Raw genomic sequence first — 21,806 nt, 5'->3', positions numbered from 1 at the left:
CTGCTTCAATGCCTGATTCTTAGATAAGTGAGCTGTCAACCACTTTGGGCCCCTACGCGTCGAATCGTCACAGCGTTTACGCTGACTCGGGAGGGCCCTCATGATCCGTCGCATCATCCGGAAACGACGTCCCGCACCTTCACTGGCGGGCATCAGCCTCGAAGAGGAGCTCGCACTGTTGCGGGTCGAGCTCATGTACGGTCTGCGCGTCAATCGCGAGGCGTACTTGCGCAGGAAAGTGGACGAGCGCGAAGAGCTCGCCATGCGGGTGCGTGGGCAGGACGCCGCCACCATGCTCGAAGGCCTGCGTGGTTCGCTGGAGCGGTCGGTGGCGCCCACGGTGGTCGATCTGCGCAGCAGGAGACGGCGCGACTTGGGACAGGACCCAGAGCCTGCCTGAGGGCGCGCCACGCACCAGGCCGCAGGCCCCTTGGCGGGCATGCGGCCGTTCGCGTGTTATACCAATTCCGCAGGTCAAAGAGAGTCCATGGCTGGTTTGGACAGGAATCCATGGCCGCAGGGCTATGCCATTACCGGCCTCTGGCCTGGTCAAATGCCCATTTGGCAGGGGAAGTGACAAGAGTTGGCACTCCAGCGTGGCATACACAACCTGGTTTGCCCATGGACGGCGATGCCTGCAGCATGGGCGTGGCTTTCCTGGAACAATGGCGGAGACCGGTAAGGTGACTGCTTCACCGCGGATGATGGGGATCGGCAACGGACGACACCGCGCCAGCCCGGGGGATCGGCGCGAGCGGAGGCGTGATGGCTCGTAGGTCAACCGTCCAGCAGGGTCCTCGGATCCCTGGCGACCCCGAGCTTTCGGCTCGCCATGACATGGCCGACTTCGACGTGTCGCCTGCCCGCAGGCCGCGCCGTGGCGGCTGGTCTGGCGCCGGCGGGAGATGGCTGGTGTGGACCGGCCGAATCGTTCTTTGGGCGCTTATCATAGTTATCGTGGTTAATGGGGTCCGTGCCCCATTTGAGAGGTTTACCCAGAGTGGTGCGGCGGCTCCGAATGAGGCGCCCGTGGCCAATCACGGATTCCCGGCCGACCGCGGCATGGCGTTCGCGGCCCAGTTCGCCGGCGTCTATCTGAATTTCACGCCCGCCGACGCGCCGAGCAGGGCGGGCAAGCTGGCCGCGTTCCTGGCGGACGGCATGGATCAGCAGATGGGCTGGGATGGCAACGGCAAGCTGGCCGCCGTCGCGATCCAGCCCTACGACATCGAGGCCACCAGCGCCAGCGACGCGATCGTCACCGTGGCCTTCCAGTCGGGCTCCCGCAGGATGATGCTGTCGGTCCCGATCTACTACTCGGCCGACGGCGGCAGCTTCGTCGTCTCCGGCCGGCCCGCCATACTGCCCGCGCCCGGCCGGGCGGATCTGCCCCAGCTCGCCAAGCCCGAGAACGACGACGCCGTCGCCGCCGAGCTCAAGCCGCAGATGGAGGACTTCTTCAAGAACTACGGCTCAGGCGACACGACGGGATTGCAGCGCTATGTCGCCCAGGGCAAGAGCATCACGAGTTTCGGCGGCGCCTTCACCTTCGCCGAGCTCAAGGACATCGTGGTGCCTGTGGGGGGCGCCACTCGAGAGATCCAGGTGGTCGTGGTGTGGAGCGTGCCGAGCGGCGCGACGCCGTCGGCCGAACCGGACGCCGCCGACGCCAACGCGGTCGGCGCCCGCCTGGAGCAGGCATATCGCCTCACCGTCGAGAAGCAGGGCGACAAATGGTACGTCGACGACATCCGCGGTGCCGGTCGGGCCGTTGGGTAGACGCACGAACGCCCTGTTGATCGGTACCCCCGGGAGGACAAAGAAGTGATCTTGAAAACGATAGTGCTCAACCTGATCGAAATGACGCCAACGCCCGCCCCCACCGGCATCGACTCCGAGGGGCTCGCCAACTTCCTGCGGGCCTTCTTCGCCCCGCTCTTCCTTGTCGTCGTCTCCGTGGTCGCGCTCTTCTTCCTCTTCACGCGCGAGATCACGAGGTTCGTGCAGTTCCTCATCCTGGCCATCGCCATCGGCGTGATCTTCTACGTGCCCAACATCATTGAGGTGACGGCGAAGGCGATCGCGGGAGCACTGGGCATCAAGTAAAGGGTTGAGACCGCTCAAGGGCGGTCATTGTACGAGCGGGTGGAGAGGAGGACCGCGTGGACCTGCCCACGTATACCAATATTTGGCGAATTGAGAAGCGGCTCTACAAGCTGTACGACCTACGGCTGCCGATGCCCCTCCCGATCGTGTGGATCGGCGTGTTCGTCGGCGTGCTGGCTCCATGGTCCCTGCTCCTCATGCTCCTGCACATCCCTTTCGCCGCACCATGGCACGTGCTTTACCTGGTGCCTCCGGGTGTCGTCACCTGGCTGTCCACCCGCCCGGTGATCGAGAGCAAGCGTTTGACCGAGCTCCTGCAGTCGCAGCTGCGCTACGTGGGCGAGCCGCGGGCCTGGTGCCGGATGGCGCCGACTTCCGAGCCCGAGACGGTCACCTTCGCGGGACGCGTCTGGCGGGTCACTCCCAAAAGGGTCAAAGCGCCGCGCAAGGCGCGCCAGCCCCAGCGCAAGCGCCGCGCCGAGCTGGAGCTCGCCACCGAGACCAGGCGAGCTGTCGGCGCCGAGCCGGTTACCGGTCCGCGCCAGGTCCGCCCCGCGGTCGCGGCGGCCGCCGCGGCGGCCGCCCAGGCCCCGGTCGCCGAGCCCAGGCCCGCCCGACCCGGCTGGGGTTCGGTCACGCGCCGCGGCACCGCGCCCGCCCTGGGCACCGAGCTCGCGGTCCAGCCGCCGGTACTCCAGCCTGAGTCCTCCGTACTCCCGGACAAGGCACTGGCGATGGGCTCACGGTCGGCCAAGGCGGGCTCGTCGGCGGACAAGACATCGGGTGTGGGGCCGAGGGTGGGCAGGACCGCTGAGAGCGGTTCACGGCCTACGGAGCCGCCGCTGATCGCCGTGCAGGGTGACGCTGGCGGCGAAGACGTCGTCCGGGCGGTCGGGAGGCCGGTCGACGCTGGCGGCGACGACGCCGCTCAGGCGGCCGGGAAGCCGGTCGACGGTGGCGGCGACGGCGTCGTCCGGGCGGCCGGGAAGCCGATCGACACGGAGGCGCTGCGGCGGCTGCGCAGGTTGGCGGCGAGCGCCGACACGACGGCGTCCAGCGAGGCGACCCGCGCTGAGGCGGCCCCTCGTGAGGCAGCGCGGGTTGAGACGGCCCCTTCTGAGACGGCCCCTTCTGAGACGGCCCCTTCTGAGACGGCGAGCGCCGAGACGGCGAGCGCCGACGCGACTCCCTCTGACGTGATCCCCTCCGACGACGCCGGTCCCGAGGAGGTGCGTGCGGCCGGAGCGGACGAGGTGGCGCGTGACCAGCACAGGAAAGGGAAGCCGCCCAGGCAGAGCCCGCCGCTGGTGTTCCCGGATGTGCAACGGCTCTGGCCGCCGCTCAGCCCCGACAGCAAGCCGGTGCGGTTCATCCGGCCGATGACGCGCGACGATGAGGCCCAGAAGGCCGGGACGGCTCCCGTGGGACGCGACGAGTCCGCGACCACCGCGTCCCTCCAAGGGCCCGAGACCACCGCGTCCGTCCACGAGATCGGCCCCGCCAAGAGCGAGCGGGTCCGTCAGGAGAACGGCCCGGCGAAGAGCGAGCGAGGCCCTCAAGGGATCGGCTCCGCGAAGGGCGAGCGAGCCGCGTCGCCAAGCGACCGCGACAGCGGGACGTATGCGGACGAGGCAGCGGTCAGTAGGGCGTACGCGGACGAGGCAGCGGGCATCGGGCCGTTCGAAAGCGAGCAGAGCGGGCAGAGCGGGCAGAGCGAGCAGGTCGTGCGGCCGCCCGCGGCCAGGCAGATCACCCAGGGGCCCACGCCGGGCGAGCGGGTGCGGCGGGTCGAGTCCGTGGTCGGCCGCGACTCCGGTGGCTGGCGGCGGATCGCGCAGGTGGTCGTCGGCGGCGGCAGCGTGCGGACCGACGGATCGGAGATCGACGAGGCCCGGACGCGGGCGGTGTTCAGCGGCAGTCGCCGGGTCGTGGTGCTCGGCTGTACGGGCGGCGCGGGGCAGAGCACGACCGCACTGATGCTGGGGCACACCTTCGCCCAGTATCGCGACGACCGGGTCGTGGCCATCGACGCCAACATCGGTGGCAACACCCTGACCAGCAGGATCGACCCGGAGACGCCCGAGACGCTGGCCTCACTGCTGGCGGGGCTCGAGCGGGTCAGCGGCTACCTGACCATGCGGGGCTACACCACCCGCACCGGGTCGGGGCTCGAGGTGATCGGCGCCGACACCGACGCGGACGCCGAGCAGCGGCTGTCCGACCGGACGCTGTTCTCCGACCACCGGCTGGGCCAGGCCATGCACCTGCTCGACCGGCACTACAAGCTGGCCGTCATGGACCCGGCCGCCGCGCTCGCGGCTCGCGTGCTCCCGTACGCCGACCAGCTGGTCCTGGTGGTCCCCGCGAGTGAGGAGGCGCCCGAGGCGGTGGCGATGACGTACGAGTGGCTCGACGGGCACGGCTGCGCGGACCTGCGCAGGCGGGCGGTCATGGTGGTCAACGGCGTGAGCAGGCGTTCGATGGCCGATGTCGAGCAGGCGGAGTCGGTGGCCAGCGGCAGGTGCCGGGCCATCGTCAGGGTCCCCTGGGAGGACGACCTGGCGCCGGGCGGCGACGGGGCGGTCGATCCTGGGCAGTTGCGCGCGGCCGGGCGGCGGGCCTACCTCGCCCTCGCCGGGGTCGTGGTCGCGGGCTTTGCGGCACAGACGGTCCGTCCGAGCGAAGAGGAGTTGGCGAGTGACCCCCCGGGCACGAGAATCGGTGAGCGATAAGTGAACATGCGAGCAGGTCTGACTTGTTCATGCGCCGAGGGGGCGGCATGAGCAGGGGGTCCCGAGCGCATCAGCGCCTGGCGGTCCGTTATTTCGACGACCGCATCCTGCTCACCAACACCTGCGCATGGGCGTATTTCCGACTTCCGACGATCAGCTACGAGTTCGTCACGCCGGAAGAGCGTGAGGCGCTGGCCACCAACATCACGATCGCGCTGGCCACGATCCGGATGCCCGACGCAGAGGTACACCTGAGGGTCGCGCACCGCACCTATCCCGCGGCCGAATGGGCGATGGCGCTCAACGCCACCTCCGATGAGGGGTCGGGCTGGCGCGATTATCTGGAGGAGATGTACCGGCACGTCTGGGCCAAGGACTTCTGGTCCAAGGAGGTCTACATCGGTGTCCGCCTCGGTCCCCGGGGCAAGCAGGTGGGCGCGGGCGTGCTGGGGCAGCTGTTCGGCTTCTACCAGCGTACGGAGAAGGCACTCGGGCTCGAGGACGACCATGTGCCGGACGGCGAGATCGGCAGATGGACCGAGCAGGCCGAACGGCTGGGCCGGGCGCTCGCCTCCAGCGCCCTCTACGCCAGGCATGCCACCTCCGTGGAGGTGGCGTGGCTGTTCCAGCACTCGGCCGCGGGCGCGCTCGGCGATCCGCCGCCGTCGGCGAGCCCGAAGCGGCGCTGGGGCAAGGGCGAGATCGAGTCGCTGGTCGAGGGAGAGATCCACAACGGCAGGTCGCTGCTGCGCATCGTGCAGCCGCAGGGCGACTCCTATGTCGCGCAGCTGTCGTTCGCCCGCTTCCCGGACATCATGCCGTTCCCGGACGGCGAGCCGTGGCTGCACTTCGCCGACCAGTTGCCCTTCCCCGTCGAGATCTCGTCGAGGATGCGGCTGATCCCGCCGGTCAAGGCGTCGAAGGACGTCGCGCGCAAGCTCGCGCACGCGCGCGACATGGACATCCACATCCGCGAGGCCGGCGCGGAGGCACCGCTCGCGCTCGCCGAGCAGATCGACGCGGCCCGCATGCTGGAGCACGGCATCACGAAGGAGCGGCTGCCCTTCGTGTACGGCTGGCACCGGCTGATCGTGTCGGCCCCGACCGAGGACCTGTGCGTACAGCGGGTCGAAGCGGTCGTCGAGCACTACCGTGACATGGGCATCGACGTGGTCAGCTCGACCGGCGACCAGTTCTCGCTGTTCTGCGAGGCTCTGCCGGGCGAGAAGGTCAGGGTCAACGCCTACGCCCAGCGGCAGCCGCTGCGGACGATCGCCGGCGGCATGGCCACGGCGACCGTGGACCTGGGCGACCGGCTGGGCGACGGCAGCGAAGGCTGGCTCGGGCCGTACATCGGGGAGACCGTCGGCAGGGCCCGCAGCATCGTGCACTTCGACCCGCTCGTCGCGGCCACCCGCAACCGGCCGACGGCCATCGCGATCACCGGCGAGCCCGGTGGCGGCAAGACCACGCTCGCGCTGCTGATGATCTACCAGATGGCGCTGCGCGGCGTCACCGTCGCCGTGATCGACCCCAAGGGCGACGCCGAGTCGCTGGTGCAGCTGCTGCAGAAGCGCGAGCGCAAGGCCCGCGTCATCCCGCTCGGCTCGGCGGCGCCCGGCCTGCTCGACCCGTTCTCGTTCGGCGACGACATCGCGGCCAAGAAGACCATGGCCACCGAGACGCTGCGCCTGCTCCTGCCCCGGATGTCGGAGGAACGCGAGTCGGCCATGATCCAGGCCGTCGCGGCCGTGTCCAACGGCGTGGACCCGTCGCTCGGCAAGGTGGTGGAGTTCCTGGAGCAGTCCACGGACGCCGCCTCCAAGAACCTCGGCGCCGTACTCCGCTCCATGTCGGAGATGCGGCTGGCCAAACTCTGCTTCGACCCCTCAGGAGGCGACCAGGTCGACACCGAGGGCTGGACGACCGTGTTCACGCTCGGCGGCCTGACGCTGCCCGACGTGGCGACGGGCCGCGACGACTACTCCTATGAGCAGCGGCTGTCGGTCGCGCTGCTCTACCTGGTCTCCCAGTTCGCCCGGCGGCTGATGAACAGCCTGGACCGCCGCGCGCCCAAGGCGATCTTCTTGGACGAGGCATGGGCGATCACGTCCACGCCCGAGGGTGCGAAGCTGGTGCCGGAGGTCAGCCGCATGGGTCGTTCTCGCAACACCGCGCTGGTGCTCGTCTCACAGAATGCCGGTGACCTGCTGAACGAGCAGGTCACCAACTGTCTGTCCTCGGTCTTCGCGTTCAGGTCCACCGAGCGGGTGGAGGTCGAGCACGTGATGTCCCTGCTGGGCGTGGAGGCATCGGAAGAGCACAAGGCGGTGCTGAGATCGCTCGGCAACGGCGAATGCATTTTCCGTGATCTGGATGGCAGGGCGGGCCGCATCGGAGTAGACCTGATCTCCGAAGACCTGCTCCGCTGGCTCGACACCAATCCGACACACGACAAACCCAGCGACAACGGGCATCATGATCTTCAAGGGGGAGTGGGCGGCAGAGCGCAGGAGGTGCGGTCATGAAGATCCGGCTACCCAGGCGGCTCGCGCTAGCTCTGGCCCTGCTCGTGGGCATCCTCGTGGTGCCGATCGTGGTGGGCTCGCTATCGCCCGCCGCCGCGGCCCCCTGCGACCTGTCCGGCGCGCTGGCTCCCGAGGTGATCGGCAGCGGCTCCGACGGCATGATGCAGCCGCCCGCGCCCGAGGGCGGCGCCGCGGCGGCGCCGACCACCAACTACGCCCAGTTCGGCATGAGCGGCCAGTTCTGGCACACCTACGACCTGGGCTGCTCCGACTTCGCCGCGGTGCTCGGCAACACCTGGGCCAACACGATCTTCCTGTGGGCCAAGGCGATCGACCGGGTGACCATCACCACCTACCAGGCGGCGGCCACGGAAGGGCCGCTGCAGTCCATCAAGGACGTGGTCGATGACATCGTGACGAACCTGTCCAACGCGATGTACTGGCCGCTGCTCCGGCCGCTCGTCATCCTCGGCGCGATCTGGCTGGCCTGGTACGGGCTGATCCGCAAGCGGGCCACCACCACCGCCGAAGGCGTGATCTGGATGGTGCTCGCGGTCACGGTCGCGACCTGGTTCTTCAGCCGGCCCGGCGACTTCACCGGCCTCGGCACGATCGTCACGGACAAGACCGGCGAGGTCGTCAACTCCGCCTTCTCCGGCCTGCCCGGCGCGGGCGGCGCCTCCTGCCTGCCCGGCCCTGGCCAGACCAACCCGCAGGTCAAGGCGGGCGGCTACGGCCAGACCGGCACGCCAGGGGTCGACCAGAACGCCGAGGCGCTGTGGTCCACGCTGGTCTGCAAGCCGTGGCTGATGGGCCTGTTCGGCACCGCCGACCCCAACCAGCCGATCGTGCGCGACTTCGGCCGTACGATGCTGGAGACCCAGTCGATCCCCGCCGCGACGGCCAACCAACCGGCGCCGGACGTCGGCGCGCATCAGGCCAAGTACGCCGAGATCGCCGAGAAGCTCAAGAACGACTCCCGCTACATGATCTTCTCCGGCCGTGACTGGACCAGCAGGCTCGGCGTGGCCATCGGCGCGCTGATCGCCGCCCTGGTCGCCGGGGTGCTCATCTTCCTGGTCGCGGTCTCGCTGCTGGTGCTGAAGGTCGGCTTCCTGCTGCTGCTCATACTCGGGCCGGTGTTCCTGCTGATCGGCGTACATCCGGGCAGCGGGCGGATCATCGCCATGCGCTGGGTGGAGATGCTGATCGGCACGCTGCTCCGGCAGGCCGTGCTCGCGCTCGTGCTCGGCGTGCTGGTGTACGGCTATGCGCTGATCATCTCGACCGCCATGCCGTGGGGGCTGCAGATCCTGTTCATGGCGCTGCTGACGATCGCGGTGTTCTTCTACCGGCGGCCGTTCCAGCACCTGTTCGCCTCGATGAACGGGCACACCCTGACCACGCGCATGCTCGGCGACGCCGCGTCCTCCTCCGTACTCGAGCGGTCGTCCTCGGCGCTGCCGCCAGTGGCGGCGGCCAGGATCGGCCGATGGGGTGCGCGCAAGGCCGAGCCGCTCATCCAGGCGGCGGCGATGGGCGCGTCGGCGGGCACCGCGGCGGCGGCGTCCACGGTGGCCCAGGGGCGGGCCCGTGGGCAGGAGAGCGCGGAGGGCGTGGCCGCGTCCGGCACCCGGGTCCCCGCCACGGCGGCGCCGCTGAACACCGACAAGCAGGACGGGAAGGCCGCGGGCCGGCAGGTTCCCGCACCGCGGGCCGGGGCCGCGCCGCCACTCAATCTGAGCGGCACGCCGACCCGCACTCGTGGCACTCCGTCGCCTGGTGGAGCGCGGCCGTCTGGCGGGTCCGCCGCCGGTTCTGGGAGTGCCGGTGCCGGGAGCGCCGGTGCGGGGAGTGGCGGGGCCGGTGGAGGCGGCTGGTTCGGTGGAGGTTCCGGGGGTGGCTGGGCGTCACGGCGTGGTGCGGGCGGCTCCGGTGGCTCCAGGTCGGGTGGCACGCGGTTCGGCGGTTCTGGCGGTTCTGGCGGCTCCAGGTCGGGCGGGTCAGGCTCGGGTGGATCCTGGCTGAGTGGCTCCGGTCGTTCGGGTGGCTCGGGCGGTTCGGGGGGTTCCGGCGGTTCTGGCGGGTCCCGGTCGGCGAGTCGTGGGTCGTCGGGCGGCGGGATGTTCGGGGGTGGCGGTTCAGGTGGTCGGCGCCCGGCCGACGAGCCGAAGGGCCGTTCCTCCGAGGCGCCGCCGCTCTGGCTGCCGAGCAGCCGCCGTGGCGGCGGCTCCGGTGAGGGCGAGCCGTCCGTGCCGTTCTGGCTCAAGCCCAGCAATCCGGACAGGGACTGATCATGGCGCAGCCGGGTGACAGGCGGGGCGTCGCCTTCGCCGCCATCGTGGTGGTCATCGCCGCCGTCGGCATCTACCTGACGATGTGGCCGGACTCCGGCGAACCGGACGCGGGGCAGGCGCCCGCCGGCCACACCACGACCGTCTCACCGGCCGCGCCGAGCAAGCCGCTGGCGACCGCCAGCGGCAAGCCGTTCGACATCTACTCCTACCTGCCGATGACCAAGGAGCAACTCGCCGCGGCGTCCGACCTGGCCGAGCGGTTCACCGCCGCGTACGGAACGTTCCGCTACGACGAGGAGCCCTCGGCCTATGTGGATCGGGTCAAGGTGTTCACCACGGCCGAGTTCGGCAACGTGCTCGCCAGGACACGCACCTCGCCCGGCACCGTCGAGCGCGACCGCGCCGACGAACTCGTGGCGGCGGGGACGGCCAAGATGAAGGAGATCAGGCAGGTCGAGAAGTCGTCCGTCATCTTCGTGGTGACCGGCACGCAGCAGATCACCGCCAAGAGCGGCAACAAGCAGGTCGTGGACGACTACGCGGTCACCGTGAGTCAGATGGGCGCCGACTGGCGGGTCTTCGACCTGCAACCCGCCGACGCGGGCCAGGACGGAGACACCCAAGGGTGAACACCTCCCGCGCTCGCGTCGCCCTGGCGGTCGGAGCCGCTGGGGTGCTGCTTCTCGCCGTCGTCATCATGTCGCCGATGCTCATGACCTCGATCCCGTCGTTCCTCGGCAGCGGGAGCACCGCCCGTACCGACTGCGTCAACGGCGACACGCCCGTACAGGAGGTGTCCGACACCGGCGCCTCCGACATCCCGGCCGACTATCTGGAGCTCTACAAGAAGTTCGGCACGAAGATCGGTGTCCAGTGGAACATCCTGGCCGCCGTCGGCAAGCGCGAGACCGACCACGGCCGCTCGAACATGGCGGGCGTCAAGAGTGGCACCAACTACGCGGGCGCGGCCGGGCCGATGCAGTTCCTGATCGGCACGTGGGGCGGCAAGGCGCGGATCGCGATGTCGTCGAAGTTCAACGGGTACGCCTCCGACGGCGACGGTGACGGCGTGGCTGACATCTACAACCCCGCCGACGCGATCCTGGGCGCCGCGAAGATGCTCAAGCGCAACGGCGCTCCGGAGAAGGTACGGCAGGCGCTGTTCATCTACAACCGCGCCTGGTGGTACGTCGACCAGGTCGAGCAGATCGCCAAGGGCTACGCCAAGTCCGGTGACGTCGAGGTGCCGCCGCAGGCCGACGAGGCCTGTGACGATCCGCTGGTCGAGGCCGCGCCGAGTGACGTAGTGGCCAAGATCCTGGAGTTCGCGCTGGCCCAGCGCGGCAAGCCGTACCTGTGGGGCGGGACCGGGCCCGACGCCTTCGACTGCTCGGGCATCATCTACGCCGCCTACCGGGCGGCCGGGCTGTCGATCCCGCGGACCACGTTCGGGCAGTGGCCGTTCGGCGTGAAGATCCCGCAGGGTGACGAGCAGGCGGGCGACCTGGTGTTCTTCAATGCCGGGCCGGGTACGGGGCCGGACAACCCCGGGCACGTCGGAATGATCGTGTCGAAGGGCAAGATGGTGGAGGCCCGCTGCACGCTGTGCGGGCCGATCAAGGTGACGACGTATCAAGCGCGCGGCAATATTATGGGTTTCACCCGTCCGTTACAGAACCCCGACGTGCTCGAACAGCTTAAGAAGCTGCAGAATGCCGCACTATGACAGTGATCGTGGTGACGGCGTGATGATGGTCGTGGTGGCGGTATGACGGTGATCGTGGTGGCGGCGGTGATCGTCTCCTCGGACGGGCACATACTCGCCGCGCAGCGGGCCGAGCCGCCCGCTCTCGCCGGCGGGTGGGAGTTCCCGGGCGGCAAGGTGGATCCCGGCGAGAGCGAGATCGAGGCACTGATCCGGGAGTGCCGCGAGGAGCTCGGCGTGACCGTGTCGGTGGGCGCGCGGGTGGGCGGCGACTGGCCGCTGTCCGAGGGGTACGTCATGCGGGCCTGGCTGGCCTCCCTGGCCTCGGGCGTGCTGGAGGCCAAGGAGCATCTGGCGCTGCGGTGGCTCGGACCTGGCGAGTATTACGACGTGGCCTGGCTCGGGGCCGATCTGCCGGTCATGGAAGCCGTGGAAGATCTGCTCCGACAGGGTTAACCATCTCCTCTGGGTGACATAACGATTACTGAGCGTAATGTCACGCGGCCTGAGGGGAGGCGACGTGGTCAGACATGGCTGGATCGTGGCGGGGGCACTGGCCTTCGCGGGGGCGTCGGTTTTGGCGGGCATCCAGTGCGAGCCCGTGGCGGCCGAGGTCTTCAGGGCCGCTGGCGGGGCTGGTATCGCGCTGGTCTTCGAGCGGCTGGGCGATGCCGGCGAGATCGGGCGATGGGTGCGTACGGGGGATGCGCTGCGGTTTCGGGTGAGCCTGGAGGGGATGGGCAGCGACGCCCGGCTCGCGGTGGCGACCAGCCCGGCGAACGCGCTGACGTCGATGACGTGCCCCAGCTTGCCTGCTGGTGGGTTGCTGGACACGGGTCCGGGAATCGTGGGTGGGCCGGGGGATCAGGCGGTTGAGGGGCGAGCGACTCCGGGCGGGCAGGCAGCCCCGGGTGGGCTGGCGATTCCGGGCGGACAGGCGGTTTCGGGTGGACTGGCAAGCGATGGCCGGGCTGCGGGCGGGCAGGCTACCCCGGGCGGTGCTCTGGCGGCTCGGACCGCCGCGCTGAACGCCCTCGCCGCTGGTGAGGCGACTGACGGACAGGCGTCAGTGGATGGGCGACCGGTCGCCGGGGTGGCGACGTCGCGAGGCGTCCTGGCGTCCGGGCCATCGTCGGTGCTGGCCGCGTCGGGTGTGACCGCGCCCGGCGGGACGCGCCCAGGGGGCGGAGTCGCGGCGGGCGGGGTGGCTCCGGGCGTGGTCCCCGTGGCGCGGGTGTGTGCGTTGGGTGATGTGGCGGGGGATCGGTTCGTGGATGTGCTGCTCACCGTGCCGCGCGGGCCGAAGGAGGTCGTACTCACGGCGGCGGCTCGAGCGCGTGACACGGCGGGCGGCGGTGTCGCGACCGTCGTCGGCTCGACCACGACCTCTGTCAAGGCCCCAGTGAGCGCGCCTGTCAGGACGAGCGGCAGGCCGACGACACCTGTCGCGACCCTGCCGAAGGGGACGAAGACACCCGCTCAGACGCTTTCGCAGGGGACACGTGGAGAGGGGGCGGTGCGCGGGGAGTCCGCCGATGACAGCACGGGGACGTTCGTCGAGATCCCACGGGGTGACGTCACCCTGAGCGGCCGAGCGGTGCGCGTCCAACGCGGCGCCGAGGACGCTCGTCCGGACGGGACATCGGTCGCCGGAAGGGTGCGCCCAAGAAACGGGCATACCGCGAAGTCGCATCTGCGGATGGTCTCAGCCGGTCATGCGCACGCGTCCAGCCCCGTACCGAACGGCACGGCCGTCCAGGTCCCGGCGCCTGAGCTGCGGCGCGAGCCCGCGCTGACCCTGCCCCAGGTCCTCCCGCCGCCGACATCGGGGCTCGGCACTCCGGGCGTCGGTGGCACTCCGGGCGTCGGTGGCACACCGAGAGTCGGGGCTCCAGAAGTGAGCAGCCCACAAGGCGGCACCCCACAAGCCCCACAAGGCGGCACTCCCGGACTTGGCGCTCCGGGTTTCGGTGCCGGTGCGGGAACCGGTTGGGGGGCCATGACATCGGCCGAAGAAGTTGGGCCGCCCTTGCCATTCGCCATTACCGGTAACCGCTTTCAACCGGCCGAGCGGGTGAATCCCCTGGCAGGCGTACGCGGACTGCCATGGGTCGCGGGCGGGATCGCGATGCTGCTCGGTGCGCTGTGGCTGGTCGCCAGGGCACAACGGGCGCGATTGCGACGAAAGGTGTTGTAATTCCGTCTTTACTGTTACTTTTACCCGGCTAGGATTCCCTTGACCATGGTTTCGGGACTGCGCGGAGGGCACAGGTGGCACGTACGCGAGTGACGGCCGTGTCCGCACTGATCCTGGCCTTAGGCCTGACGGGTGCCGGTGCGGTTCCCTTCGTCCTCCAGAGCGCGAGCGCCTCCGCGGTCGCCTACGACCCCGCCGTCGAGCCCTGTGAAGCGGGCGAGGTGTGCGACATCACGCCGGAGACCACCGTCACGGTCACCACGACGATGAACACCCCCACTCCGGACCCGGAAACGACGATCACCAAGACCGTCACCGCGCCCACGAAGACGACGACGAAGACGAGCACCCCGAAGCAATCGAAGACGCCGAGCTCGACCCCCAGCACGCCCAAGACCACGCCCTCGCAGCTGCAGCCGTTGCCGTCGCAGAGCGTGGAGGTGCCGTCTACGACCACCACCTCGTCCACGCCCGAGCCCACGGACACGGACGTCGTCCTGCCCACCGTGGCGCCCGTCGAGACCCCTTCGACGACGCCGTCGCCGAGTTTGACGGAGAGCTCGACGGAGGAGTCGGTCCCGCTTGAACTGCGTAACGCGGCCCCCGAGTACGACCAGCGGACGCTGACGCAGCAGCTCAGCATCCCGGCGCTCGTGCTGGTGCTGCTGGTGCTGTTCGCGGTGCTCATCTTCGAGGGGCGGCTGCGCCGGATGGCCCACGCGGCGGCTGTACGCAAGGCGGGCCCGCAGGGCGGCCCGGGTCAGCCCGGCTTCCCCGGAGCCCCCGGAGGGGCTGGTTATCCGGCGGGCCCTGGCTATGCCACTGCCGGTTTCGCGGCGCCCGGTTATCCGGGCGGTACGGCGTACGCGCCGATCATCAGCTTCGTCCCCGTACAGACCTATCCAGGGGGACAAGTCCAGTACGGCGCGGTCTATCAGGACCCGAACATGTACGGCCAGCCCGGCTACGGCCCCGCGCAGCCACCCCCGGCGGGCGAGCCGGTGGTGCTGCATCCGGACGAGTTCGACACGTTCAGCCAGGAGCCGGCCAAGTCCGACTTCGATGCCTTCAGCCGGCCCGAGCCCCAGGGGGAGTCGTACCGGGCTCCGTTCGAGGCTCTGGTCCCGGCTGAGCAGCCGCCCGCGGACATCCCACCCGGTGGTGCCGGTCCGTACGAAGACTCGCCTGAGCGCCCGCTGGGCGCCGCCTCGGCCGCCGAGACCGGCGACGCCGAGCCGTGGCAGAGCATTGGCCAGCCTCGACCTGGCACCGAAGGGCCTGGCACCGAAGGGCCTGGTGCCGGAGGGCCTACCCTCGAAGGGCCCACACTCGAAGGGCTGGCCGCCGATGGGGCGCCCGCCGATGTGACCGCCATCCAGCCGCTGCCTCCGCAGAAGCCCAAGCGCCGCTGGGGACGTCGCTCTTGACCTGCTCCCCGCCCTGAAGGGATGGGGATTCCCGTGCCGCTATGCGGCAGCTCGTGCCGCTTGCGCGGCCCGTGCTGTGGAACGGGGTGCTTGACGTTTCGCGGACCCGGGTGGGTCTCCACGCCCTGAGACGGCCGGCCCGGCCGCCTGTCCTTTGCTCTTGATGTTCCTCGCCCCGACGATGTCGGCGTGCTCGGTGTGCTCGCAGGAAGTGCAGGAGAAGATCGCTTGGCTCTTGCGGCTCTTCTCGTCTACCTTCCCGCACGCAGGTTCCGGGCATGTCTGGGACGTGTACGCGGGGTTGATCTTATGGATGACGCTGCCGGTGTAGCGGGCCTTGGAGCGGAGGGCGACTTCCAGGCCGTACCAGCTCTTGTCGAGAATCGCCTTGTTGAGCCCGGATTTGGCTGCCGCGCCGTTGCGTAGGAACCTGCCCGGTTGGTCGGGGTCGGGCTTGGGCTTGACGGCCGTGCTCATGCCCTTGGTGTTCAAATCTTCGATGACCACGTGCCCGTAGGCGCGGGTGAGCCGGTGCGCGGCTTGGGCGTTGAAGTCAGCGCGCCGCCACCGCACTCGCCGCATGGCCTCACTCATCGCGGCCCTGACCGTCTTGCGGCGCTTCGATCCCTTCTGCGTGCGGGCGAGTCGGCGTTGCAGCCGCATATACCGTTCCGCTTCGCCGGGCGTGACATACCCGAGGTCGTCTTTTCGGTCCTGTTTCGTCTCCCGTTTCGTCTCCTGCGGCGGCTGCCGGGAGGAGACCCCGCCGGTTCCGGCGTGGCGGCGGTCGAAGAACTCCCCGTCCGACGTCACGGCGGCCGTGACCACCCCCCGGTCCACGCCCACCCATCCAGGGCAGGCATGTTCCTCACGCTCGGCGATCCCATCCTCGACCAGGAAGCTGATGAACCAGTGTTCGCCGTCCCGGGACACGGTCGCGGACTTGACGCTTCCCCCGAGCGGGCGCGACATCCGAAACCGCGCCCACCCGAACTTGGGCAGCAACACCCGCCCCCGCCTGCGGGCGATCCGCTCGACGGGCAGGTGTTTGGCGGTGGGGAACCGAAACGAGGGCCGCCACTTCGCCTTCGACTTCCAGCGCACTCTCCACGTGCCATGCTTGCGGCACGCCTGGTCCAGGTCTTTGAGGGTCTGCTGGATCACCTGGGCGGGGGCATCGGCGAGCCACTCGCAGTACGGGTCCTTCTTCGCCTCGGCGAGCTGCCCGCACTGCTCGGCATAGTCGATCCACCCTCCGCGCCGCCGGTAATCCCGCCGCTGTTCGAGACCGGTGTTCCACACGGCCCGGCAGATTCCGCCCAGCCTTTCGGCGAACGCGGCCTGCCCGGAGTCGAACTCCAGGCGGTACTTCCGGCCCGCCAGCATGCGCAACACCCCCTCTCCCACGCGATGCTCACGTCCCATCGACTCGAACACATTATCATCTGGTCTATGAGCCAGGAAGTCGAATATCGACGAGGCAGACACGCGGTTTCCGCGATGCACGCCCATCTGGTCTTTGTCACCACATATCGCAGAAACGCCTACGACGACGCGATGCTGCGCCGCTGCGAAGACATCATGATCGAGGTGTGCGACAGTTTCGAGGCCGAACTGCGCGAGTTCAACGGCGAACACGACCACGTCCACCTGCTCATCCACTACCCGCCCAAGGTCGCGATCAGCAAACTCGTCAACTCGTTGAAGGGCGTCTCCTCGCACTACCCGCGCAAGGAGTTCACCGGCAGCGTCAACCGCGCCATCATGCACGGCCCCTTCTGGTCACCCAGCTACTTCGCCGCCTCCTGTGGCGGAGCGCCACTATCGATCATCAAGGCGTATATCGAACAGCAGCGCCGCCCCACCTGAGGTTCCACATCCGCGCTCCGGGATGCCCCGCCTACGGCGGGCCATGCCCCGCAGGGGGACCGCATTCATCCCCGGCCCGAAGGCCGAGGCTTTCTGCGGACCTTCGGTAACAGGTTGGTTGCGGGCCGTGCGGGCCGGCCCCGGCGGGTGTATCAAGGCGCGGGGTGATCCATTTTGCTTTCCATTTACGTCGACCTCGCGTTAGGTCTGGTGCTGGCGTTCCTCCTGCTGTCGCTGCTGGTCAGCGGGCTGAACGAGGCTTTCGTACGGCTGCTGGGCATCCGCAGCAAGTTCCTGTGGGCCTATCTCCGCGACACCATGGACGGCAGCGACGCGCAGGGGAAGTCGTGGTTGCCGGCCAAGGTGGCCGACGTGTTCGCGCGGCTGCCGTTCGTCCGCGATCCACGGCCCGCCCACAGCGACCAGCCGGCCCCGGTGGAGGCGGCCCAGGCGCCCGAGCAGGAGACCAAGGCCGACGACGCCGTGACGCAACTGCTCTACCAGCGGGTCCAGGAGATCGACCACCCGAAGAGAGGCCGCACCAGCATCGCCAACATCCCGCCGGAACGCTTCGCGGTGGCCCTGATGGAGATGGCCGCCGGCGAGAAGGACGGCGTCGAGGGGCTGCTGGCCAAGCTCAAGACGATGGGCAGCCCGCTCTACGGCCATCTCAAGGGCGTGTGGGAGACCGCGCAGCGCGACATGGACCGCTTCCGGCAGGGCGTGGAGACGTGGTTCGACGGCGAGATGCAGCGGCTGTCGATGCTCTACAAGCGCTACGTCAAGTGGGTGGTCGCCCTGCTCGGTGTGGTGGTGGTGCTGCTGTTCACGATGGACGGGTTCGAGTACGCCAAGTCCCTGCTGCGCGACAACGCCTTCCGTGCCTCGGTGACGGCCGTGGCCGAGGCGGGGCCCGACGCCTACAGCGAGCTCAAGGAGCGGTGCGCGCAGTCCAACCCGATGCCGTGCATCACTGAGACGCTGAGCCAGCCCGCGCTGGTCATGGTGTTCGACCACGCGATCGTCAACATCGCGATCCCGGCCGAGGGCGAGCCGAGCATCCACTGGAACGGCGCCGCCTGGTGGGACCGTCTCACCACACTCAGCCACTGGCCCGGCTATGTGCTGACGTTCGTGGCGCTGCTGTTCGGCGCGTCGTTCTGGTGGGACCTGCTCCGCCGCCTCACCGGCATCCGCGGCCGTCGTTAGATCTGGGCTAATGTTGCGCCGATGGAGACAGAACGGCTCATCATGCGCAGATGGCGCGACGACGACAGGGAACCGTTCGCGGCGATGAACGCCGACGCCGAGGTCATGGAGCATTTCCCGGCCCTGCTGACCAGGTCGGAGAGCGACGGCTTCGTCGACAGGATCGAGGCGGGCTTCGAGGCCCACGGGTACGGGCTCTGGGCGCTGGAGGTGCGTAAGAGCGGCGAGTTCATCGGGTTCACCGGGCTGGTCCTGCAGACGTTCGAGGCGCCGTTCACCCCGGCGGTCGAGGTGGGCTGGCGGCTGGCCAAGGCGGCGTGGGGGCACGGGTACGCGATCGAGGCGGCCCGGGAGGCCGTACGGTATGGGTTCGACGTGGCGGGGCTGGACGAGATCGTCTCCATGACGACCGTGGGGAACACCCGCTCGCGCAAGGTCATGGAACGCCTGGGCATGACCCGTGACATAGCTGACGACTTCTATCATCCGCGGGTCCCGGCGGACAACCCGCAACGGCCGCACGTCCTGTACCGGCTCAGGCGCGGTCAGGTGCTCATGGCGTAGTACGTACCGGCTTGAAGGTGGTCAGGTCAGGCGCTCATCGCGTAGAGCACGTCGCGCAGGGCTGCCTCGCGGCTGCGCAGCCAGACCAGCCGCAGAGCCAGCGTCGGCGCGTCGGAGCCGAACGGGATGAGCGCGCCGGAGGCGGGGTCCGTCTCCGGCGCGAAGTCGAGCGGGGTCAGTGTGCCGGAGGCGGGGTCCGTCTGTGTCGCGAAGTCGAGTGGGACCAGCGCACCGGAGGCCAGGTCGGCTTCCAGCACGAAGTCGGGGAGGAGCGCCCGCCCGAAGCCCTGCCTGGTCCATTCGCGGGCCGTGGCGATGCTGGTCATCTCCCTGCGCGGCACCCCGGCGCCGAACAACTGGTCGGCCGCCAGCCGGATCGAGCAGCCCGGCGCGCTGACCAGCAGCGGCTCCCGGTCACCGTCGGGCGCGGCGACCAGGTACAGCCTGACCTCGCCCACGTCCAGGAAGTCCATGTCGGGCGGCGGGGTGAATCCCAGGCCGCCGATCCGCGTACCGGAGTCGAGCAGCAGCGCCGCGTCCAACTCGCCGCGGGCCACCTCTGACAGCAGCGCCTGGCGGGTGAGCGAGCGTACTTCCACCTCCAGGTCAGGACGGCGCTCCGCCAGGCGGCGGACCACGGCGGCCAACTTGGCCGCGGCCAGCATCTCCAGCGCCCCGATCCGGACCTGGCGGCGCCCGCCGGTCACCGCCCGCCGTACCTCGTCCGCGTGGTCGAGCAGGCCTTGCGCACGCGTGAGCAGAGTGGCACCCGGGCCGGTCAGGCGCATGCCCTGGGGCGTGCGCTCGAAGAGCGCGACGCCGAGGCTGTCCTCCAGCCTGCGTACCTGTTCGGACACCGAGGCAGGGGCGAGACCGAGGTTGTTCGCGGCGCCGGTGACGGTGCCCGCCCCCGCTACCGCCACGAACCCCCGCAACTGACGCAGATCCATTCGGCCAAGCATACGGTTTTCCCGAACGCCCCCTGCGGCCGAGCCTGTTGAGGGTAAATATGCTGCTTTAGCAGGCTTCGGGGCATGAAGATGTTCGGTTTCTCCCTGGCCTACTTCTTGGTGATCCTCGACACGACCGTGCTCACGATCGCCCTGCCCGACCTCCGTGCCTCCCTCGGCGGCTCGCTGGCCGGACAGCAATGGGCGGTGAACGCCTACACCGTCGCCTTCGCCGCGTCACTGCTCACCGGGGGAGCGGTCGCCGACCGGTACGGCGCCGCCTGGATCTTCAAGATCGGTGTGGCGGCCTTCGGCGTGATCTCACTGCTGAGCGCCGCGGCGCCCCATCTCGGCGCGCTGGTCGCGGCGCGCGCCCTGCTCGGCGTGGCGGGAGCGCTCTGCACGGGCGGCTCACTCGCCCTCCTGCCCGAACTCTTCCCCGACCCGGCCGCCCGCGCCCGCGCCACCGGCCTGTGGGCCGCCATCACCGGCACCGCCCTGGCCGCGGGCCCGCTGCTGGGCGGCCTCCTGGTCGACCAGTACGGCTGGCGAGCCGTCTTCCTGCTCAACCCGCCCATCGCCCTGATCAGCCTGCTGGCCATGCGAAGGGTGCGCTCGCCCCGGGGGCACCGGCTCATCGACTGGTGGGTGCAGGCGCTGGCCTGCGTACTGCTCGGCCTGCTCGCCGAAGCCCTGATCGACTCGTCACCGGTCGCCGGGGTGTCGGCCCTGGTCACCCTCGTCGTGCTGGTGTTCGTGGAGCGACGAAAGGCGCTCGCGGATCGCCGCCCACCCTTCGTGGGGCGGCGCGGGCTGTTCGCAGGGCGCCGCAGTCACGCCCCCGTCCTGCCCCCCGTCCTGCCCGGCGGCTTGCTCGCCGTGACCTGGCCGGAACTGCTCGCGGGCATGGTGGCGAACTTCGCCTTCTCCGGCGCCCTGTTCGTCCTGACCCTCTTCCTGCAGGACACCCGCCACCTGACCCCGCTGGCCACGGGCCTGGCCTTCTTGCCCCTCACCCTCCCGATGACGGTGAACCCGCTGCTCACCGGCCGCCTGGTGGCCCGCTACGGCCCCCGCCCCCCGATCCTCGGCGGCCTCGCCCTGCTGGCGACCGGCCTGGCCGGCGTCTCGCTCACCGACTACCTGGCGCCATGGCTGGTCGTGATGGGCTTCGGGCTGTCGTTCGTACTGCCCGCGCTGATGGCCGGCATCCTCACCAGCGCGCCGACCGGCACGGCGGGCACGGCAGGCGGCGTCCTCAACGCCTCCCGCCAGGTCGGCGCGACGCTCGGCGTGGCCGTACTCGGCGGCCTGTCCCACCCTCTGCCGGTGGCCGCCATCCTGACCGCACTGACCTGCGCCTGCTATGGCGTCATGGCCCGCGCCCGACGGACGATGCCCACCGTTGGCTCACCAGGGACGGCTGGACTTCCAGCCGGGAAGTAATCGTGGCACCGCCTCTGGCAAACCTCTGTTTGAGACGGTGCATGGATGAAGCCACCGAGATGGATATTCTACACAGAGATCATCTGTTTATCGGGTCAGCGCATTGGGTGACGTGCTTTGAGGCCGCTGATTGCGGAGAATCCTTCGTCGGCTGTCACGAGGGTTCTTCCGGTGGCGATTGCTGTTGCTGCGATCATGAGGTCCGGGCGTGACCTGGTAAGTCCCTTCCCGGACATCGTGGCCGCGATCTTCGCGTGAACCAGGGCGACCTGCAGGGTGTAGTCGATCGACGGCAGATGTTGCATCATTGGCTGAACGAAGGCACTGCGCTGTCGTCGGTGTGCGTCATCAGATCGTTCCACGCCAAGCTGGAGTTCTCCGATGGTCACGACCGAAACGGCGACGTCGTCGTCCGGATCGATCACCTTCGCCAGAGACAATCCCTTTTCCAGGGATATGAGGATATTCGTGTCCAAAAGGACCTTTGCGGCCTTCATCGGCCACCCCACATGAGCTCCCGGCTCTCCTCGATCAACTCGGCCCATTGGGGGTCCGGCCCATATTCTTCGAACAATGCTATGAGAGCGGCTCCATTGGGCTTGAAATGAGGAGCGATCACAGCTACAGGCGAGCCGTCACGGGTGATGATGATCTCTTCTCCCGCTTCGGCTCGCCGAATCAGGGCTGCGACATTGCGGGCCAGTTCGGACACGGTGACCGAGGTCTCCTCGGGCTCCAGGCGGTCGGCCATCATGTACATACAATAACATGCACAT

19 protein-coding genes are annotated in these 21,806 nt (G+C 69.3%); 15 read left to right on the top strand and 4 right to left on the bottom strand.

Going from position 1 to position 21,806, the window contains the following annotated elements:
- The first annotated feature begins 100 nt into the window (after nucleotides 1-100).
- The 11 genes from AB0L53_RS03575 to AB0L53_RS03525 all read left to right on the top strand — a co-directional run bounded on the left by AB0L53_RS03575 (nucleotide 101) and on the right by AB0L53_RS03525 (nucleotide 14,992).
- On the top strand, nucleotides 101-400 hold the full coding sequence (locus tag AB0L53_RS03575; RefSeq protein ID WP_225296516.1) for a hypothetical protein: 300 nt from the start codon (nucleotides 101-103) through the stop codon (nucleotides 398-400).
- 629 nt (nucleotides 401-1,029) lie between these two features.
- Nucleotides 1,030-1,779, top strand: coding sequence for a conjugal transfer protein (locus AB0L53_RS03570; RefSeq protein WP_363989675.1), 750 nt, complete (start codon nucleotides 1,030-1,032; stop codon nucleotides 1,777-1,779).
- An 81-nt stretch (nucleotides 1,780-1,860) separates the two neighbouring features.
- On the top strand, nucleotides 1,861-2,106 hold the full coding sequence (locus tag AB0L53_RS03565) for a hypothetical protein (protein WP_357652102.1): 246 nt from the start codon (nucleotides 1,861-1,863) through the stop codon (nucleotides 2,104-2,106).
- Between the two features lie 56 nt (nucleotides 2,107-2,162).
- Nucleotides 2,163-4,838, top strand: a complete 2,676-nt coding sequence (locus tag AB0L53_RS03560) for a TcpE family conjugal transfer membrane protein (protein ID WP_363989672.1) — start codon at nucleotides 2,163-2,165, stop codon at nucleotides 4,836-4,838.
- A 47-nt stretch (nucleotides 4,839-4,885) separates the two neighbouring features.
- Nucleotides 4,886-7,366: an ATP-binding protein gene (locus tag AB0L53_RS03555; RefSeq protein ID WP_358446224.1), complete on the top strand. Its 2,481-nt coding sequence runs from the start codon at nucleotides 4,886-4,888 to the stop codon at nucleotides 7,364-7,366.
- Nucleotides 7,363-9,660, top strand: a complete 2,298-nt coding sequence (locus tag AB0L53_RS03550; protein ID WP_363989668.1) for a type IV secretion system protein — start codon at nucleotides 7,363-7,365, stop codon at nucleotides 9,658-9,660. The genes AB0L53_RS03555 and AB0L53_RS03550 overlap by 4 nt, the downstream gene beginning before the upstream one ends.
- A gap of 2 nt (nucleotides 9,661-9,662) precedes the next feature.
- Nucleotides 9,663-10,292: a hypothetical protein gene (locus AB0L53_RS03545; protein ID WP_363989665.1), complete on the top strand. Its 630-nt coding sequence runs from the start codon at nucleotides 9,663-9,665 to the stop codon at nucleotides 10,290-10,292.
- Nucleotides 10,289-11,389: a bifunctional lytic transglycosylase/C40 family peptidase gene (locus tag AB0L53_RS03540; protein ID WP_363989662.1), complete on the top strand. Its 1,101-nt coding sequence runs from the start codon at nucleotides 10,289-10,291 to the stop codon at nucleotides 11,387-11,389. Before AB0L53_RS03545 ends, AB0L53_RS03540 begins: the two co-directional genes overlap by 4 nt.
- 42 nt (nucleotides 11,390-11,431) lie before the next feature.
- Complete coding sequence (locus tag AB0L53_RS03535) at nucleotides 11,432-11,824, top strand: NUDIX domain-containing protein (RefSeq protein WP_363989659.1); 393 nt, start codon at nucleotides 11,432-11,434, stop codon at nucleotides 11,822-11,824.
- Between the two features lie 64 nt (nucleotides 11,825-11,888).
- The gene (locus AB0L53_RS03530) at nucleotides 11,889-13,565 is read left to right on the top strand and encodes a hypothetical protein (RefSeq protein ID WP_363989656.1); all 1,677 of its coding nucleotides are present in this window, start codon (nucleotides 11,889-11,891) and stop codon (nucleotides 13,563-13,565) included.
- 74 nt (nucleotides 13,566-13,639) lie between these two features.
- Nucleotides 13,640-14,992 carry a hypothetical protein gene (locus AB0L53_RS03525; RefSeq protein WP_363989652.1) on the top strand — a complete coding sequence of 451 codons (1,353 nt, stop codon included), beginning with the start codon at nucleotides 13,640-13,642 and terminating at the stop codon, nucleotides 14,990-14,992.
- A gap of 39 nt (nucleotides 14,993-15,031) precedes the next feature.
- Here the strand turns inward: AB0L53_RS03525 and AB0L53_RS03520 are convergent, their stop codons facing one another.
- Nucleotides 15,032-16,417: a transposase gene (locus tag AB0L53_RS03520; RefSeq protein ID WP_363989649.1), complete on the bottom strand. Its 1,386-nt coding sequence runs from the start codon at nucleotides 16,415-16,417 to the stop codon at nucleotides 15,032-15,034.
- A gap of 27 nt (nucleotides 16,418-16,444) precedes the next feature.
- On the opposite strand from AB0L53_RS03520, the gene tnpA reads away from it, so the two are divergent.
- The 3 genes from tnpA to AB0L53_RS03505 all read left to right on the top strand — a co-directional run bounded on the left by tnpA (nucleotide 16,445) and on the right by AB0L53_RS03505 (nucleotide 18,634).
- The gene (gene tnpA, locus AB0L53_RS03515; protein ID WP_363989647.1) at nucleotides 16,445-16,861 is read left to right on the top strand and encodes an IS200/IS605 family transposase; all 417 of its coding nucleotides are present in this window, start codon (nucleotides 16,445-16,447) and stop codon (nucleotides 16,859-16,861) included.
- Between the two features lie 174 nt (nucleotides 16,862-17,035).
- Entirely contained in the window at nucleotides 17,036-18,070 is a 1,035-nt protein-coding gene (locus AB0L53_RS03510) for a hypothetical protein (protein WP_363989644.1), read from the top strand.
- Between the two features lie 21 nt (nucleotides 18,071-18,091).
- Nucleotides 18,092-18,634 carry a GNAT family N-acetyltransferase gene (locus AB0L53_RS03505; protein ID WP_363989642.1) on the top strand — a complete coding sequence of 181 codons (543 nt, stop codon included), beginning with the start codon at nucleotides 18,092-18,094 and terminating at the stop codon, nucleotides 18,632-18,634.
- Nucleotides 18,635-18,660: 26 nt separating this feature from the next.
- Here AB0L53_RS03505 and AB0L53_RS03500 read toward each other — a convergent pair whose 3' ends face one another.
- The gene (locus tag AB0L53_RS03500; protein WP_363989640.1) at nucleotides 18,661-19,584 is read right to left on the bottom strand and encodes a LysR family transcriptional regulator; all 924 of its coding nucleotides are present in this window, start codon (nucleotides 19,582-19,584) and stop codon (nucleotides 18,661-18,663) included.
- An 84-nt stretch (nucleotides 19,585-19,668) separates the two neighbouring features.
- Here AB0L53_RS03500 and AB0L53_RS03495 point away from each other — a divergent pair, with 84 nt between their 5' ends.
- On the top strand, nucleotides 19,669-21,030 hold the full coding sequence (locus tag AB0L53_RS03495; RefSeq protein ID WP_363989637.1) for an MFS transporter: 1,362 nt from the start codon (nucleotides 19,669-19,671) through the stop codon (nucleotides 21,028-21,030).
- Between the two features lie 95 nt (nucleotides 21,031-21,125).
- On the opposite strand, the gene AB0L53_RS03490 is transcribed toward AB0L53_RS03495, so the two are convergent.
- Both AB0L53_RS03490 and AB0L53_RS03485 read right to left on the bottom strand, forming a co-directional pair.
- A complete protein-coding gene (locus AB0L53_RS03490) occupies nucleotides 21,126-21,527 on the bottom strand; it encodes a PIN domain-containing protein (protein WP_363989633.1) in 402 nt (133 codons plus the stop codon).
- Nucleotides 21,524-21,784, bottom strand: coding sequence for a type II toxin-antitoxin system prevent-host-death family antitoxin (locus tag AB0L53_RS03485; RefSeq protein ID WP_363989631.1), 261 nt, complete (start codon nucleotides 21,782-21,784; stop codon nucleotides 21,524-21,526). Before AB0L53_RS03485 ends, AB0L53_RS03490 begins: the two co-directional genes overlap by 4 nt.
- Nucleotides 21,785-21,806 lie beyond the last annotated feature (22 nt).

Source organism: Nonomuraea sp. NPDC052129 (genome assembly GCF_040680095.1).
GTDB lineage: Bacteria > Actinomycetota > Actinomycetes > Streptosporangiales > Streptosporangiaceae > Nonomuraea.
Note: the sequence above shows the minus strand (reverse complement) of the source record. Positions and strands in the feature narration are given on the sequence as shown.

Bases quoted from the DNA above. Each gene is read 5' to 3' on its own strand.
- AB0L53_RS03565 (WP_357652102.1), top strand. From the start codon at position 1,861: ATGACGCCAACGCCCGCCCCCACCGGCATCGACTCCGAGGGGCTCGCC.
- AB0L53_RS03555 (WP_358446224.1), top strand. From the start codon at position 4,886: ATGAGCAGGGGGTCCCGAGCGCATCAGCGCCTGGCGGTCCGTTATTTC.
- AB0L53_RS03520 (WP_363989649.1), bottom strand. From the start codon at position 16,417: ATGGGACGTGAGCATCGCGTGGGAGAGGGGGTGTTGCGCATGCTGGCG.
- AB0L53_RS03535 (WP_363989659.1), top strand. From the start codon at position 11,432: ATGACGGTGATCGTGGTGGCGGCGGTGATCGTCTCCTCGGACGGGCAC.
- tnpA (WP_363989647.1), top strand. From the start codon at position 16,445: ATGAGCCAGGAAGTCGAATATCGACGAGGCAGACACGCGGTTTCCGCG.
- AB0L53_RS03485 (WP_363989631.1), bottom strand. From the start codon at position 21,784: ATGATGGCCGACCGCCTGGAGCCCGAGGAGACCTCGGTCACCGTGTCC.
- AB0L53_RS03505 (WP_363989642.1), top strand. From the start codon at position 18,092: ATGGAGACAGAACGGCTCATCATGCGCAGATGGCGCGACGACGACAGG.
- AB0L53_RS03500 (WP_363989640.1), bottom strand. From the start codon at position 19,584: ATGGATCTGCGTCAGTTGCGGGGGTTCGTGGCGGTAGCGGGGGCGGGC.
- AB0L53_RS03490 (WP_363989633.1), bottom strand. From the start codon at position 21,527: ATGAAGGCCGCAAAGGTCCTTTTGGACACGAATATCCTCATATCCCTG.
- AB0L53_RS03495 (WP_363989637.1), top strand. From the start codon at position 19,669: ATGAAGATGTTCGGTTTCTCCCTGGCCTACTTCTTGGTGATCCTCGAC.
- AB0L53_RS03550 (WP_363989668.1), top strand. From the start codon at position 7,363: ATGAAGATCCGGCTACCCAGGCGGCTCGCGCTAGCTCTGGCCCTGCTC.
- AB0L53_RS03545 (WP_363989665.1), top strand. From the start codon at position 9,663: ATGGCGCAGCCGGGTGACAGGCGGGGCGTCGCCTTCGCCGCCATCGTG.
- AB0L53_RS03575 (WP_225296516.1), top strand. From the start codon at position 101: ATGATCCGTCGCATCATCCGGAAACGACGTCCCGCACCTTCACTGGCG.